General features: G+C 33.7%; 14 protein-coding genes and 1 pseudogene. 7 read left to right on the forward strand and 8 right to left on the reverse strand.

Translation table 11 applies throughout. From position 1 onward, the window contains the following. Positions 1-11 precede the first annotated feature (11 nt). A complete protein-coding gene (gene tatC / locus GFS03_RS12165; protein ID WP_153424334.1) occupies positions 12-881 on the reverse strand; it encodes a twin-arginine translocase subunit TatC in 870 nt (289 codons plus the stop codon). 10 nt (positions 882-891) lie between these two features. After that, positions 892-1,167 (reverse strand): twin-arginine translocase TatA/TatE family subunit, encoded by a 276-nt coding sequence (locus GFS03_RS12170; RefSeq protein WP_153424335.1) that lies wholly within the window; start codon positions 1,165-1,167, stop codon positions 892-894. A 315-nt stretch (positions 1,168-1,482) separates the two neighbouring features. Between GFS03_RS12170 and ilvD the strand changes: the two genes are divergently transcribed. Next, on the forward strand, positions 1,483-3,159 hold the full coding sequence (gene ilvD / locus GFS03_RS12175; RefSeq protein ID WP_153424336.1) for a dihydroxy-acid dehydratase: 1,677 nt from the start codon (positions 1,483-1,485) through the stop codon (positions 3,157-3,159). Positions 3,160-3,189: 30 nt separating this feature from the next. Beyond that, a complete protein-coding gene (locus GFS03_RS12180; RefSeq protein ID WP_153424337.1) occupies positions 3,190-4,593 on the forward strand; it encodes a carboxypeptidase M32 in 1,404 nt (467 codons plus the stop codon). A 97-nt stretch (positions 4,594-4,690) separates the two neighbouring features. On the opposite strand, the gene GFS03_RS12185 is transcribed toward GFS03_RS12180, so the two are convergent. Together GFS03_RS12185 and GFS03_RS12190 are read right to left on the reverse strand one after the other, a co-directional pair. Next, positions 4,691-5,248, reverse strand: coding sequence for a hypothetical protein (locus GFS03_RS12185; protein ID WP_153424596.1), 558 nt, complete (start codon positions 5,246-5,248; stop codon positions 4,691-4,693). A 66-nt stretch (positions 5,249-5,314) separates the two neighbouring features. Further along, complete coding sequence (locus GFS03_RS12190; protein WP_153424338.1) at positions 5,315-6,106, reverse strand: helix-turn-helix transcriptional regulator; 792 nt, start codon at positions 6,104-6,106, stop codon at positions 5,315-5,317. Between the two features lie 382 nt (positions 6,107-6,488). Between GFS03_RS12190 and GFS03_RS12195 the strand changes: the two are divergent. The 3 genes and pseudogenes from GFS03_RS12195 to GFS03_RS12205 all read left to right on the forward strand — a co-directional run bounded on the left by GFS03_RS12195 (position 6,489) and on the right by GFS03_RS12205 (position 9,935). After that, positions 6,489-7,202 (forward strand): annotated as a pseudogene (locus GFS03_RS12195) (hypothetical protein). 49 nt (positions 7,203-7,251) lie between these two features. Next, complete coding sequence (locus tag GFS03_RS12200; protein ID WP_153424339.1) at positions 7,252-8,883, forward strand: hypothetical protein; 1,632 nt, start codon at positions 7,252-7,254, stop codon at positions 8,881-8,883. Between the two features lie 311 nt (positions 8,884-9,194). Further along, entirely contained in the window at positions 9,195-9,935 is a 741-nt protein-coding gene (locus GFS03_RS12205; RefSeq protein WP_153424340.1) for a hypothetical protein, read from the forward strand. On the opposite strand, the gene GFS03_RS12210 is transcribed toward GFS03_RS12205, so the two are convergent. Both GFS03_RS12210 and GFS03_RS12215 read right to left on the reverse strand, forming a co-directional pair. Beyond that, positions 9,932-10,594 carry a helix-turn-helix domain-containing protein gene (locus GFS03_RS12210; protein ID WP_153424341.1) on the reverse strand — a complete coding sequence of 221 codons (663 nt, stop codon included), beginning with the start codon at positions 10,592-10,594 and terminating at the stop codon, positions 9,932-9,934. The two genes, GFS03_RS12205 and GFS03_RS12210, sit on opposite strands and share 4 nt — an antisense overlap. 50 nt (positions 10,595-10,644) lie before the next feature. Continuing rightward, a complete protein-coding gene (locus GFS03_RS12215; RefSeq protein ID WP_153424342.1) occupies positions 10,645-12,336 on the reverse strand; it encodes a hypothetical protein in 1,692 nt (563 codons plus the stop codon). A 607-nt stretch (positions 12,337-12,943) separates the two neighbouring features. On the opposite strand from GFS03_RS12215, the gene GFS03_RS12220 reads away from it, so the two are divergent. Together GFS03_RS12220 and GFS03_RS12225 are read left to right on the forward strand one after the other, a co-directional pair. Next, on the forward strand, positions 12,944-13,657 hold the full coding sequence (locus GFS03_RS12220; RefSeq protein WP_153424343.1) for an ATP-binding cassette domain-containing protein: 714 nt from the start codon (positions 12,944-12,946) through the stop codon (positions 13,655-13,657). Beyond that, positions 13,623-14,627 carry a hypothetical protein gene (locus tag GFS03_RS12225; RefSeq protein WP_153424344.1) on the forward strand — a complete coding sequence of 335 codons (1,005 nt, stop codon included), beginning with the start codon at positions 13,623-13,625 and terminating at the stop codon, positions 14,625-14,627. The genes GFS03_RS12220 and GFS03_RS12225 overlap by 35 nt, the downstream gene beginning before the upstream one ends. On the opposite strand, the gene GFS03_RS12230 is transcribed toward GFS03_RS12225, so the two are convergent. Together GFS03_RS12230 and GFS03_RS12235 are read right to left on the reverse strand one after the other, a co-directional pair. After that, complete coding sequence (locus tag GFS03_RS12230) at positions 14,624-15,160, reverse strand: TQO small subunit DoxD (RefSeq protein ID WP_153424345.1); 537 nt, start codon at positions 15,158-15,160, stop codon at positions 14,624-14,626. The two genes, GFS03_RS12225 and GFS03_RS12230, sit on opposite strands and share 4 nt — an antisense overlap. Next, positions 15,145-16,056 carry a hypothetical protein gene (locus GFS03_RS12235; protein ID WP_153424346.1) on the reverse strand — a complete coding sequence of 304 codons (912 nt, stop codon included), beginning with the start codon at positions 16,054-16,056 and terminating at the stop codon, positions 15,145-15,147. Before GFS03_RS12235 ends, GFS03_RS12230 begins: the two co-directional genes overlap by 16 nt. Between the last annotated feature and the right edge of the window lie 2 nt (positions 16,057-16,058).

Below are 16,058 nucleotides of genomic sequence, written 5' to 3' on the forward strand. Positions count from 1 at the left end.
CTATTTGTAACTTAAGATTTCCTTTTCTTCTCTATAAAGAACGAAATTCCCATTCCTAAAAAGTATAGGCTCGATAGCGATAATCCTATTATTGTTTCCATTACTCCTCCAGTTGTTCCCGGTGAAATTATCCACGCAATAATAAATGAGACTAAAACTCCCCATCTCCAATAATTCCTCCATGTCTTAGCCTTAATTATTCTTAGGTAAGTTAAACCAATCATTATCAATGGCATCTCAAATGCTAATCCCAATGATCCCATTAATAAGAAAGTTGTAGATATGAACGAACTTAAACTTATGGTAGGTTCTACCGCTGGACCTAAGGACTTTGTATAAAATGATATCATGTCAAACATTAAGGGGATTAATATGAAAAATGCAAACATAGACCCAGAGAAGAAAAGCAGAAATGCAGGAATTATGGTTAGCTTAAATATTCTCTTTTCATGCTCATACAACCCCGGAGCTAAAAACGCCCAAGTTTCTCTAATTATTATGGGAAGCGTAGTCAATAACGCAAGATAGAGTGAAACATAAAGCGACGCATATAGCGGATCAAATAAGTTTATTATTATTATCTTAGTATTAGCCGGTAATTCATGATAAATAAAGAATTTGGTTACTTCTACTGCTATACTATCGTAAAATGACGGATAAGGAATTGGAATTTTTGAGATATTTATCCCAAGAAATGGTATTTGTAATGGATCTATATTAATCCACTCAATACCCATCATGAAGTAAAAGAAGAACGAGATAGCTAATGCTATTATAATTCTCCTTAGTCTTATTGCTAACTCTCTTAAATGATCTAATAATGACTTCTCTTCAAAAAAACTCTTATCTTCTTTTCCCTCCTGCTTTACTTTCTCTTCCACGTTGAATACCTCAAGTCTTCTTACTTTGCTTCAAGGCTTCTAATTGTTTTTGTAATTCTGCTATTTTCTTCTCAAGCTCTTCTACACTTTCATTACTCCCCCTCTTTTCGACTACGTTATTAGACATCATTTGTTGCATTTCCATCTCTGCTTCTAGTTGGCCCTTCTTGAACTCTCCCATTGACCTTCCTAAAGCCCTGAAAAGCTCTGGTATTTTAGATGATCCAAAGAAGAGTATAGCAATAACTACTAAGATTATAATTATATCTGTTGGGCTATCTATCATAATTTACCCTCCCACCCTCCCTTGTATTTATATTTTATCATTTATGATTAATAAATTTTGCTACGAACCACTCTCAAACTGCTATCTGACTTCCTTCTCTTTCTTATGTTTAAGTTATTACCCTCATCCCCGCCCTAATTTTGTGATTTAAAAGTATGTTTCATTCATCTTGCCGTGAAGGGCAGGGTTTTCTACCAGTAGCGTCGTAAAATAAGGTGAAATGGTTCTACTGGGATGAAAGATACGTGAAAATCCTCTAATTAAACCTAACTTGTAAACATGATTACTTATTAGCCTCCGTTCGGATTTCTCTATATGCCAACAAAATTGAATAGTCCCTCAAGATATCATGGAGTATATAATGCTCCACATAGGGCATTTTTAAGATCTGTTGGTTTAACAGATGAAGAGATAGGTAAACCATTAGTTGCCATAGCTACAGCATGGAGTGAAGCGGGGCCTTGTAACTTCCACACACTAACGTTAGCGAGAGTAGCTAAAGAGGGTGCAAAAGAAGCTGGTTTATCTCCATTAGCATTTCCAACAATGGTAATTAACGATAACATTGGAATGGGATCTGAGGGAATGAGGTATAGTTTAGTTAGCAGGGACTTAATAGCAGACATGATAGAGGCACAATTTAATGCTCATGCATTCGATGGATTAGTGGGTATTGGAGGTTGTGATAAGACAGAGCCCGGTATATTAATGGCAATGGCTAGGTTAAATGTTCCTTCAATTTACATTTATGGCGGATCAGCTGAGCCAGGATACTTTATGGGTAAAAGGTTAACAATAGAAGACGTGCATGAGGCAATAGGTGCTTATTTAGCAAAGAGAATAACGGAAGATGAGTTATACGAAATAGAGAAAAGGGCTCATCCTACATTAGGAACTTGTTCTGGGTTATTTACAGCTAACACTATGGCCTCAATGTCAGAGGCATTAGGAATGGCATTACCAGGGAGCGCATCACCAACTGCTACCTCATCAAGAAGGGTAATGTATGTAAGAGAAACGGGAAAAGCTTTAGGTAGTTTAATTGAAAACGGAATAAAGGCTAGGGATATATTGACTTTTGAGGCCTTTGAGAATGCGATAACAACGCTAATGGCAATGGGTGGTTCAACAAATGCAGTACTACACCTATTGGCAATAGCTTATGAGGCAGGAGTGAAATTAACCTTAGATGATTTTAATAGAATTTCCAGAAGAACACCCTATATTGCAAGTATGAAACCTGGTGGAGATTATGTGATGGCTGATTTAGATGAAGTTGGAGGCGTTCCAGTAGTTTTAAAGAAGCTATTAGATGCTGGACTTCTTCATGGTGATGTTTTAACAGTTACTGGAAAGACTATGAAGAAAAACCTTGAAGAATACAAGTATCCCAACGTACCCCACAGTCATATAGTTAGAGATGTCAATAATCCGATTAAGCCCAGAGGAGGTATAGTTATATTAAAGGGATCATTGGCTCCAGAAGGTGCTGTTATAAAAGTAGCTGCAACCAGCCTTGTTAAATTTGAAGGAAAGGCTAAGGTTTACAATTCCGAGGATGACGCTTTTAAGGGTGTTCAAAGTGGGGAAGTTAGGGAAGGTGAAGTAGTAATTATAAGATATGAAGGTCCTAAGGGTGCTCCTGGGATGCCAGAAATGTTAAGAGTTACAGCAGCAATCATGGGAGCAAGTTTGAATAACGTTGCCTTAGTTACTGATGGTAGATTTTCAGGGGCAACTAGGGGGCCAATGGTAGGTCATGTAGCACCAGAGGCAATGGTAGGCGGGCCGATTGCAATAGTTGAAGATGGGGATACTGTAATAATTGATGTTGAAAACGAAAGGTTGGACTTAAAGTTACCTGAGGAGGAGATAAAGAATAGACTAAAGAAATGGTCTCCCCCACAGCCTAGGTATAAATCTGGACTATTGGCGAAATATGCTTCTCTAGTCTCGCAAGCTTCTATGGGTGCTGTAACTAAACCTGTATAATTTTTTATTTGTTTTCCTATATCCTAATTTATGTATGAAGATATTTGGGCAATTGAGCACGCAATAAGTTTACTGGATTGGGATATTCAAACTTACATGCCCCAATCTGGAATTGAGGCAAGAGGAGAGGCTTTAGCAAGGTTAAGTAACTTGAGAAGGAAACTATTATTAAGTATTAGAAGTAATGTGGAGAAGTTAGAGCCTAAAAATGACGTTGAAAGAGGCTTAAAACGAGTATTAGATAGGGAATATAAGTATTATGATGCTGTACCAGAAGAATTAGAAATGAAACTTCGCAGAATAACATCAGAAGCTACAGTAGTTTGGAGAAATGCTAAAGCTAAGGGAGATTTTAACACTTTTAGACCTTATTTAGAGCAAATAGTTGAAATCGAGAGAGAGATAGCGAATAGATTAGGCTATAAAGATCATCCATATAGCGCTCTCTTGGATATGTATGAGGAAGGATTTACTGTTTCCGATGCAGATAGCGTATTTAATCAATTACTACCCAATTTGTCAAAGATTCTTGACAAAGTCGATGATAAGTTTACTAGAAAGTATCATTTTGAAGATGATAGATACGATGTTTTTCAAATGAGTAAAATTATAGAGAAGATAGCTTATGACGTACTAAAGATGCCTAGGGATAGATTTAGGATTGACGTTTCTCCTCATCCCTTCACTACCTCAATGAGTAGAAACGATGTTAGAATAACAGTTAGGTATGAAGGGTATGATTTTAAGAGAGTCTTATATTCTCTAATACATGAAAGTGGTCATGCAATATATGAGTTACAAATAGACCCAAGCTTAGAATACTCTCCTCTATCCAGAGCTCCTTCCATGGGTCTTCATGAATCGCAGTCCAGATTTTGGGAGAACATAGTGGGAAGAAGCTATGAGTTCGTTAAGACTATTTATCCCTTGCTTAGCGTTAAAGACAGTGTTGATGATGTATATTACTACGTTAATGGGGTAAAAAGGCAACCAATAAGGGTTGATGCAGACGAAGTCACATATAACTTTCATATAGCAATCAGATATGAAATTGAAAAGAAGGCAATAGAGGGTAGTTTAGAGGTTAACGAGTTCCCCTCACTATTTAATGACTTGATGGATAAATATCTGAATATAAGACCTAAAAATGATGGAGAGGGAGTTTTACAAGACGTTCATTGGAGTCAAGGCTCTTTCGGATATTTTCCAACTTACACATTAGGGAATGTTATAGCTGGTATGGTTTACTATCACATGAAGAGGGAGGTTGGTTTTGATATTAGTAATGTGGAGAAGATGAAGGAATGGCTAAGGGAGAAAATTCATAAATATGGAGCTATATATTCAGTAAAGGAGTTGCAAATGAGGTCATTTGGTGAGACGTATAACCCATCTAGACTATTAGATTATTTGAAAGAAAAATATAATGCATGATGTGAAATCTCTCCCTGAACGATGAAGAACTGGGTCCTTACTGAAAAAATCTTAACTTAGATATATTATTTTTTCCCATTTATGTTTAATTTGGTTTTTAGTCATCTTGCTCATTATCATCTTCATGATGATCCTTTCCATTATCTTCATGATTTTTCTTTCCATGTTCTGTAGCTTGTGTCTGTACTTCTTGTTGCTCTCCTCCATATTTTACTATTAAGAATGGAACATTACTAACTGACTTTGCCTCGGGGTTTTGTGATACTAGATAAGATATTTTAATGTTTACCGTATAAGTGCCCTTGTTGAGGTATAATGTGTAGTGATCTGTTCCGTGTAGAGATAATGTAAAGGTGTTATTGGCAATGCGAATTGTAACGTTAAATTGAGAGAACACGTCTTCTAGTATATCCTCTTTTAATTTTATGGTATAAGTGCCATTAGCGGAAACAGTAAGAGTAGCGTTTTCTGTCAATGTACCCTTTTGCCCAGCACTTAAATTTGCTAAATTGAAGGAGGCTAGAGTAGTTTGTATAGTTGGTGAGGTAACGTTATAGCTTATAGTTCCTAAACTTCCGCTTATTTCTTGTCCAATTACTACTCCACCTATTAATATTGTGCCTAATAATAGACCGAGCAAGAGTAGTTTGTTCACCATTTCACCTAACGTTATATCGTAAGTTCATCCTTTTAAGGAAAACGTGCCGAAACAATGAAACAGTTATTTTTTATCACTTTTTACGACATATCTAATCTTACCTTCCTCTCTTATCTCCTCTATATATCCTAGCTTAACTAACTTCTTAACTCTCCTATATGCGGTAGATTTAGGTAAACCGGTCTGTCTCACTATTTCAGCTAACGTATTGGTACCCATTTTTATCGCCTCTAACACGATAGTATCCCTTTCATCCAACACCTCTGGGACGAAATCTACACTTTCCTCTTCCTCCTTAATTTCTACGCTTTTTCTCCTTAACAGGAATAGAATTAGTGTTATCAAGGCTGCATCGCTACCTATCAAGCCCCCTATTATTATAGGAAGTTCTATTTCATTTTGGGTTGTAGATATATGGGAAGAAAAGGTATAGAGCAAAATCACGTTATTCGTGTTAATAAAAGTAATATTATAATTATTGCCTATAATATTAAAACTATAGGGTTGCGGAGAAATATAACTGATTGATGAGTTAAGAGGCAGATAAACATTGATTGTAGCATTATAGTGCTCATTAATTTGGATAACCCCCTTAGGTAATATGGCATTGTAGTAAATGAAGACAGTAGTATTAGTAGTAGTAGGAGTAAGATACAATATATTTCCAGACAAGTTGTATTTAGCTCCAATGACCTTAAGATTCGTTATATTATGCCCTATTAGGACAAATTGATTGACGTTTCCACTAAGTTCAGCCTCCACAGTACCGTTATAGTAGATGTTCAAGACTGAGGAGTGTGAAATGATTACTGGAACTGTTATCAATGGTAAGAGTAATAATAGCAAAATCTTCATCAAACTTAACTAAATATTAACAAGTTTATTAGCTTAGCGATTGCTATATATGGTGTTAATTTACTCCTTGTCGTTTAGAGTTTAAAGTCTTTACCTTATTTTTTACTCCGGAAGATATATTCCAAAAAATCTTTCCTCATGGTTCAATTCACATAAAGACCTTAAAGATTTTTAATATTAGTCCTCAGCCCTAGGGTTTCGCCAAAATCGTGGGCAAAACCCGTATGATCATGCCCTGCCTCATTAGCGGGTGACCTATATTTCATTCGATCTCTGTAATATAGTATTTTGCCTTTTATATTTATTTGATTAATTTTGTATGATACTTCATACAGCTAATATATCTCGTTTTGGTTACTTGATTTATTACACTTTGACGTAAATGCGTTACTCCAAATTACATGGTTTCACAGTTTCATGGAACCAAGGTTTATATGGAATGCTTAACTAATTATTAATCGTGGATAGACAAACACTCTTGGTAGGCTTAGTAATAGTTACGTTAATTGTAAATGTAATCTTAGGTATAGAACTTTATTATACACTACACAATAAGCCTATCCAGCCAGTAGGTGGGATTCCAATAAATGTTTCCACAGTTCAAATAATTTCTCAATCTAGCTCAACTGTAACTAACAAAACATCTGAGACTACGGGTTCAACTGCAACCTCTACTAACTCTGCATCTTCAACTATCACCAAACAACCTCAGACCTATTCATTTTCTTTTAAGGCTAAATTTGAGATACACGTTAAAGACCATGGAATATATGTGGTTGGTATCAAACCTAACACAACGTTTGCTCAACTGTATGTTATCCTCTATTTCGAAGATGGCCAAGTCGTTACGTTAAATCTTAACCAAACCTACGCAAATGTAACGATGAAGGAGGATGATGTGAAGATAACCGCTTACATTTATGGTAAGAGTTATGAGAATTTAACTCCACAACAAATACTTAATGATATAGGTCTTTATTTTAAATTTATAGCTAAATCAACAAATAATAGTAATAATGAAGGTTCAGACGAATTTATATTATTTTATGATAAAAGTTTTATTCAGAAATTTTTTAAGATTCAACTCGTTTCATGAAAGCGGAACAACATAACCCTTATAAAGGGGAAACTTCATACTACCTCACATGAAGTGGCTAATACTCCTACCTCTCCTCTTAACGGTTTTTGCAACTATTCCAATTTCAGCCAGTTCAAGTCCTACAATCCATGTATATTACCAAAGATATGATAGTGTGTATAGAGCTTCCAGTATTAATGGACCACTAAGTGCAAATACAGTAACTTATACCGTAACTTCAGCTATATATAATGCAACCTTAAGTGATAGTAAAGCGTTTAAAGTAACGTATAACAGAAGTGTCTACACTCTTTTATTTGCTCCCTCTCCAAAAGAATTTGAAGGTTATGTTAACATATCAGCTTATCCTAACAGCAATATCGTGATAAAAACTAACTTACCTAATTTAATAAGAATAATGATAAACAGTGTAAATGAGACTGAATTAATATGGGCTGGTTTTAATGCTACTGTTATTAACACTTACGCGTACATTAATGAAACAGGTAAAGTAATTCTTCAATTCGCAAACGGTTCCACAATAGCTAATGCAACGTTAACAATTAATAGCGAAAATAGTAGTATAAGTAATAAAATAAGTCTATACTTACTCCCTGTAACCTCTATAGAAGCTAAAGTATCAGACAGTGGAGAGCTAACTGCAACAGCACAGATACCGAGGAGATATTCTCCATTACTAGTTAGTATTAATTATAATGGGACAGAAAGTAACTCAACTATTAATGGATATAAGGTTACTACAGCGTATTTTAATGGTACACTAAACCCTGCCTTAGTTTGGAAAGGTGAAGGATTAGTCCCAGTAATGTCCGGTAAGGGAAACATACGCGCAGACTTTGAAACAATAGAATTTTATGGAGCAAATGGTACAATTCTAGGATATGTGCATATTTCGAGTATAATTGGAAATTCAGAGATGATGTTAGCCAAGGTGGGACTTAATTATAACATAGCATTTACTGAACTTAAGATAGTTACAGTTAGTGGAGTAAAACAAATACATGTGAACTTTATGGGTTACGTTTACATTAATGGAGTCCCAACAATAGTAGCAAGTAACGATGAAGGCAATATAACGTCAACTGCAGTGGTTAATATTTCTCATTTAGTCATAGTGCATGATCACAAAGGCGTACTAGTGGAAATAACGTTGAACTCTACATCAAAATTTATATTATTAACAGAAGATAATACTACCTATAACGTTACTGCAACACATCCACTAATGGTGAACATTACTAACATACACATAAATGGTAACGTTCATTTGGCACAAGTAGTTGTTGTCAATGTGACTTCACAATATATCTTTTTCAACATTACAACACTTAATAATGGTTCCATAATTGGAGTCTATAAAATTGAGAACGGTACATTAGTTAAATTAAACTCTTCCAATTACTTCATCGTAAATGGAAGACTGGAAATATTCGATGATCCGTCCTCAACATATTATATAGTTTACTCTGCACAGCCAAGTACTTCAACGTCCATAAGTACCTCTACTACTTTAACATCATCGAGTACTTTATCATCCTTATCTTCATCATCTCCTTCAGCCACATCTAATATAATAACTTCTTCATCACCAAATAATATGACATATACAATAATTGGAATAATTGCACTAATAATTGCAATAATAGTAATAGCCGTGGTGTTAATTAGAAGAAGATAATTTTAAAAAACTTTTTTCTTCTAATTTATCGAACGTGGGTTAGAATATTAAAGATTTGGAGAAATTTGATATTAGTATTACCTTTTAAGGCTAAAATAATTTTATTTAGAATTAAGAGATGAACAAATTATATCTCCCAGCAGGGAATTCGATTAAAGATATGTAATTCCAAAAATGCCCTCATAAAAGTGATATACGTTAGATGAAATAACTAAAAATAATAATAATTTATACCAGATTAATAAAATCGTTATCTCAACTTAGTATATCAGTAGAAAAATTTATATACTTTAGGGTCACCCTAATACTGTATGAGTAGGAAAGAACTCATAATCGCACTTTCAATATCTCTTGGGATTGCAATTGCCATACTTTCATTGCCCGATATATTAGAGCCTATAGCACGTAAAATATTATTAGTTTTAGGCATTTATTGGCCTTTAGCAATTTTCATAATAGGTGTAGTTCATGGACTAAAACCTGATGAACATACATGGCCAATTACCGTATCCTATGGAATAATGCAAAAGAATATTAAAGGTGCCATAATTTCTACAAGCGTTTTCGCAGGAGCATTAACACTCGTTTGGGCTAGTTTGAGCGCATTGACTGGACAACTCTTCACGTTCTTCCAAAATTACAACTTAGACCCAATAGTAGATGTTATAGTAGGATTGACGATGATAGGTGTTGCCTTAATTTTCATTATAAGAGGCAAGGATAAAGTTGTGGATAAAGATAGTAATCCAGATTACAAGTTAATCTGGGTTCACGGGATAGCTGCAGCTTTTGGAGGAGACTTCATAGTAGTACTACTATTAACTATCGCCCTTAGTGCACTTATTAGTGTCAATGCCACTTTCTTAATCGGACTATTGTTTGGGGCAGGTTCATGGATAGCTCAGTCGATGGTGGTGTTATTAATATACAAAGGTTTAGTAAAGGGAGTAAAAGGAAATTTCCAAATTTTAGCTAGGGCAGGAAGACTATCATTACTATTCTTAGGAATTTTCATGATAGGATTAGGTGTTTTAAGCTCTCTAGGAAGTTAAAAATCTCTTATACTTTTTTCGACTAACTTCGAAATGGCTTTTCTTAAAACTTGCATTATAGCTGGTTTAGAAACACCCAACTCATTTGCTAATTCCTCTAATCCTATTCTTTTAGGGGTTTCGAAGTATCCCTTATCAAGGGCTAACTTCAGAATTGATAATTCTCTAGGTGTCAGTTCTTCCTTAACTGAAAGGAAAGGATTTGATGATTCCTCAATAATTTTAAACTCGTAAGTTAGCTCTTTCACTTCTGGTATAATCTTGATGAAATTTTCAGAGTCAGCAATTATACTCCATCTTTCCATTCCTTCATATATAGTTTCAGACATGCTAAAAATTCTACAATCCCTTAACAACCTTTCAGCTATTCTGCCTCTAAGACTCTCTATTGACGCATATATTGCTCTGATACCAGATTTGTTTTTGTACTCGTTTACTATTCTAAAATCAATTGTAGTTGCATTTCTACCAAGCATTTTAATTATTTGCTTATATAATTCCTTATCCTTAGCGTAAATTACGCCCATAACGTTTTCAGTGAGTCCATCTAATGAAGGAATTCTCCTTATAACCTTTACATATAATTCCTCTTCGTTAAATTTCTCAGTATAACGGCTCCAATCATTGTGCGAGAGCATTATGGTGTAACTTTTTATCATTACAGAATATAGTTAGGTTTGAATTTAAAAGGATTAGATGTTGCATCTTCCTACGAAATTCTATCTTTTTCACGAATTATAACATATATTCCAATTGATACTAGTAATACGATAACGCACACGATAATATAATTTGTAAAGTTATTGCTATCGCGCTGAATGCTGAAATTTAATTCATGAAGTTTATCTCCCGGTGATAAGTAGAATTTGCCCTTATGGTATAACACTATAGTATTATTGTACACCCCTACAACGAAATATTCTCTAGGTATATAAATGGTTGAGTTTGGTAAGCCTACGACTAGTTCATACGTGCCATTATTATATCTTAAGATTATAGGAGAGCCTTGAATTAAAGGAAAATTCTGAGACAAGAATGAGGAATTATGGTAATATTGCACAGAGTTGTTCTCTACAACAAGCCCAGTTGAAATTATTGTATTCGGGGGAAGTCTATTTAAAAAGGTTTTGCCAATTTCATAGTATGATAAAGATGAATTATAAAAAGATATCAAGAGAATTGATTTGTTGTAGATATAAAAATTGGACATGTTATAAATATTTAGGCCGTAAGTAGTATTAAATAGAACTAAGTTTGTATCGAGATAGGATCTGGCTATCAAATAATAATCCGAAATATGAATCGTAAGTGATGGTACAGTAGCAATTGAAATACTGATTATATTGATAGTAGGCCCTATTTCTAGAATTGGATAAACAAACAGTAGGCCATTTAGTGGCCCAAAAAATACGGGGGGAAGTGAGGGTTCATATATTGCATAAGGCCTCTCTAGTTGTTTAGTGAAATTGTTTATCTCTAAGCTTTCTATATAACTTCCATTAATAGAGTAAACCGAGATGTTACTCTCGTTGTAGAATACTAGGAACTGCAAGCCATCTGGGTTAGAAGGAATACACTCACTCATATATCCCTTAAACTTAATTGCTGTAGAACTTACCGACCCTGTATTTAAATTCACAGTCTCAACTTCGTATCCTTCTATCGTGGAATTAGAATAAACGGGATTGACTATGTAAATCCAATTTTCATATGAAAAAATTGGTAATACTCCATTCAATGGAAAGAAAGGGTCACCTATAGTATTATTCTCAGTTGGTGTAAAATTCAATGGAAATCCAATAGCATCAGTTATGCTAATATTCTTTTCATAATTATTAATGAAATTAATGGCAAATATAGAAATGTTATAAATGGGGATATTTTCCTTAAAAAGTGAACTATTATTTAAATTAAAAACTATATAATTAATTAAAAGTGAATAATTAATGGCTACATTTCTGCTTATTACTCCCACTAGCTTCTTGCTAATAAGAACTAAATAACTTCCGGTTAGGAGTGGATATTGTACAGAATAGTTGTAATTTAGCTTTATGTGATTAATTGAAGCTAACGAGGAGTCTATAACATATACTGTTAAACTTCCTCGTTCTTGAATTCCAATTACTAGATATTTATCGTAGACGTATGCTTGAACGTTAGATGTATTGAGAGAAATTAGGGGTAGAGTTATTCTATTTCCATTAACCCCTTCTAGAGTTATATTTAGAAAATCACCTTCATAAGTTTGTATTGCTATTATTGGCTTTCCATCTAATACAACTAAACTCATGAATACGTTTTTCACACTGCCCGATGTGACTAATACGCCACTCAAAGATTCTGATAAAATTAGTGTTATTAATACTATAGTTAATATTCTTAGTGCTATCCTCACATTCACATTTAAACATTTTTTCTGTCATATTTATGTATGAAGTTTAGACTCGTGACATTTATTATTGTAGTATTTTGCGTGAATTTACCTCAAATCCCTTAAACATTAACATAGATTCTATTCAAAAAGATTTAAATTATTATAAAATGGTTCAAGCGTGTATAGTATAAATATACCTTAGAACTTTCATTGTAAAAAATTAAACGTTATATATTATACGTCATTTTCAAGAAGCTACTATTATTGATGTCTTTTATTACAATTGGTTAAGCAATTATTGAAATAAATAGAACTAACAAGCTGTAGTTAACGCTTTTATACGATGCGAAGTTTCTATTAATTTACTAAAACTTTTACATAGATTCTGCTATAAATATGAGCTTTTACTCCTAAGATACTCAGTACCGAAGTCACGGAAAAACCAATCCCTTTAGCGATATAAACCATATAGGTTTATTACTGAACTGCCCTAGTGACTATCTATGGAATATCATGGATTGTAGAAAAACGTATATAGAGCGTCCAAACCTAAATTGAGTGGTTGATAGATTGTAAAATTTAGTTACCGAATTACGAGAAAGTATATTAGGTTTTAAGAATACTAAACTTTGACGTGATAAGAGCAGTAAACGTAAGTAAAATTTTTCATGGAAGTTTCGTAGTAGTTGATGTTAATCTAGATATTTACGATAACGATAGAATAGGAATTATAGGCGTTCATAACTCGGGGAAGACTGTGTTACTTCAAATGTTAGCTGGGGATATGAAACCGACTAAAGGTAAAGTGTATTTAGAAGACAAGAGAAAGATTGCCTATATACCTCAAGTACCCAAATTTATACCAACTCTCAGTGTAAAAGATGTAATTGGTTATGTTAATAAGGAGTATCGGTATTTAGACCTTGTTGGCTTAGATGGGAGCAAAAAAGTTAAGAATTTATCCCTAGATGAGAAAAAGAGATTATCCTTAGCTCTTTCATTACCTTTTTCTCCTAACCATCTCATAGTTGATGACTTATCTCAAATTTCTTTTCTGACTAGAGATTTAATAAGGAGATTTAAAGGGTGTGTGGTAATTGCTCATCATAACCTTAAAGATATATGGGATCTAATAGATAGGGTTGTAATTCTGTCTAAAGGTAGGGTCGTTTTTGATGGTCCTAAGGATAAATTACTGTACAAGGTTATAAGATTTGAGAATAATGAGGTATGGGAAAGTAAAGACGATAATAGTATCGAGAGTGAATTGGATAAACGAGGAACTAAGTATGAGATTGTTGAAGTGACACCAGATGAGACTTTCTTACATTTTTACGCAGGAATTTAAAAGAACAACTGTGTTCATCTTCCTAGTTCTCATAGCCTTAGGCTTGTCACTAGTAATCGCACAAATTCTTTTCATGTCAATAAGTGTTATAGGAATTGTTGAGGGCTCCTCTCATGGGATAAAAGTATCGGGCTATGTATTCAACTTCCAAGGAAATGGTGTAAGTTCAGAAGTAAAGGTTTCATATTACGATTTCCAAGAAAGCGTTAGGACTAATAATGGATCGTTCTGCATATATCTGCCAGTTGCGTATATTCAGAATAGTACTAAGGTTGATGTGATAGTGAGCTCATTTCCAAAAGACTTAAATCTAACACTATCTATACCAAATTCTTCAACTACTTTCGTTTTTTCACGTCTCTTTTTAAAATATTATTCTAGCCAAAATCTTTCAATTATAAGCGTTAATGGTAAAACTTTTATCGCAGTAGATCCTAAACGAGAAAATTTAAACTATACAATTGTCGAGATTAATTCAGATAATGTCAATCTTCCTATGAACATCAATTTCACCTATAATAATTTTTCAAATACATTAAAGATACCACTTATTATTCTTTTATTGTTCATCTTTTCCTTTATTGATTTAATGAGCTACTATTTGTTATCATCTTTTCCTAGAGGCGAATTAAGGCAAATCATGAGGTTAGTAGGAATAAGCAAAGTATATGTCGGAAAGTTAATAGCTGAGATACCTTTGATAATTACGTTATCTAGTTTACCGTTTTATTTGTTTGAAGTCATTTTAATAGGTAATAACTTTGCCTTGATTTTACCTTATATAATAGCTTCAATCTCTTTCTCCTTAGGCGTTTATGGACTAGCACCATTCGGAAGCAAGAACATGATATATTATTCTGTAGTACTTGGATTTTATATTGTAAATTTAGTAATTTATGATAGATACTTATATTCTGTATTGGCATCTCTTCTACTACTAGTTGGATATCTAAAACTGACAAGATCCTAGACAACCATTAAATATACAATGACCGCAATGTATATCATAGTGCCCACTATTATCCATAGTACGTTGTTATTTATAGCGTTAAATTTTCGTGATATTAAGGAGTCTATTGAGAAATTACCAGAACCATAAGCTATTATGTACGCGTTTATTATCATCATTAGAAGATTTAACCCATATTCCTCAGCTCCAGTCCAGCTAGCTGATAAGAAGTAAATTAAGTTAGTGTAAAATGCTACTACACTACATAATCTACTCATTAATCCTATAAGAGTTAGAATCCCAAAGCAAATCTCTCCTATCATCACTAATGTTCCCACTAGAACTGGATGTGGCATTGCGACTATATATAGAAACTGTCTTATAATAGATCCTTGGGCTAAGTATTGTATCGTAAAACCTACATATTGTTCGGATGATGGATTCAGAAATCCTGGATTGAGAAGTTTCCCTATAATACCGGCGTAGAGCCATATGGAAGCCATTGATATTCTTAAAATTAATGTAAAATTATCGGAGATCATTGTTTTTGCCATAATAATCCCTCTCTTAATTTCTTGCCAACTTGCATGAGAGAGTATAATGATAAAGAGAGAATTGCTACTCCAGCAAATACGGGGGAGGATAGTATTATTAATTGGGAGATAGTAGAGAGTAGAGGCACTCCCATATAGAGTGTGTATTTCCACACTAGGTTTTTACTTATTAATGGGAACGAGGAAGATGCGAGATACAATAATGAATTTATTGCAGTAGGGGTTAAACAACAAATTCCAGCAATTGTTCCAATTGATGGGACTGAGGCCGTCAAGAATCCCCCTACCATGTTTGTCGTAGCTATCCTAAAAGTCCTTGGTACTTTCCATTTCATTAAATTGTATGACACGTACATTAGTGATATAGTATAGTAGCTTAGCATGAACGCAAATGATAATATTAACGTGTTTAATAAACCAAAGACGATCATTGGTATGTTAAGCACGAAAAAATTGAAGTACGTTTGAATTCCATATGCGTCGTATGTTATTATTGTTAATTTTATAAAATATGGGCTAATGTTGATGTTTGGGATCAATATAACTCCTCCAACTATTAAGAAAGATAAAGAATAGGCGATTGAATATAAAGTTAATATTTTTCTAAACGTTTTATCTCTGAGAAGACTCTTTATAATATTTAGTACATTGAAGTCCCCTTTCACTAATATGAATTTATTCTCCTTATATCTATAAAGGAAGTACCCAACTATACTAGAACAAGCGAGATATATAATAGTGAATATTAAAAAGGGAAATATGAACGTTTGTTGTCCAGTATCAGATAAGGGAGAATACCACAAACTAATTATCCTAACCCCGTTTATTAAAATTGGGAGAAATACAGTAAAATTAAAAAACAAAAAAGTATAGAAATATGGATGTATAACTTTCATCC

It is taken from the genome of Sulfolobus sp. E5-1-F (assembly GCF_009601705.1).
Taxonomy (GTDB): Archaea; Thermoproteota; Thermoprotei_A; order Sulfolobales; family Sulfolobaceae; genus Saccharolobus.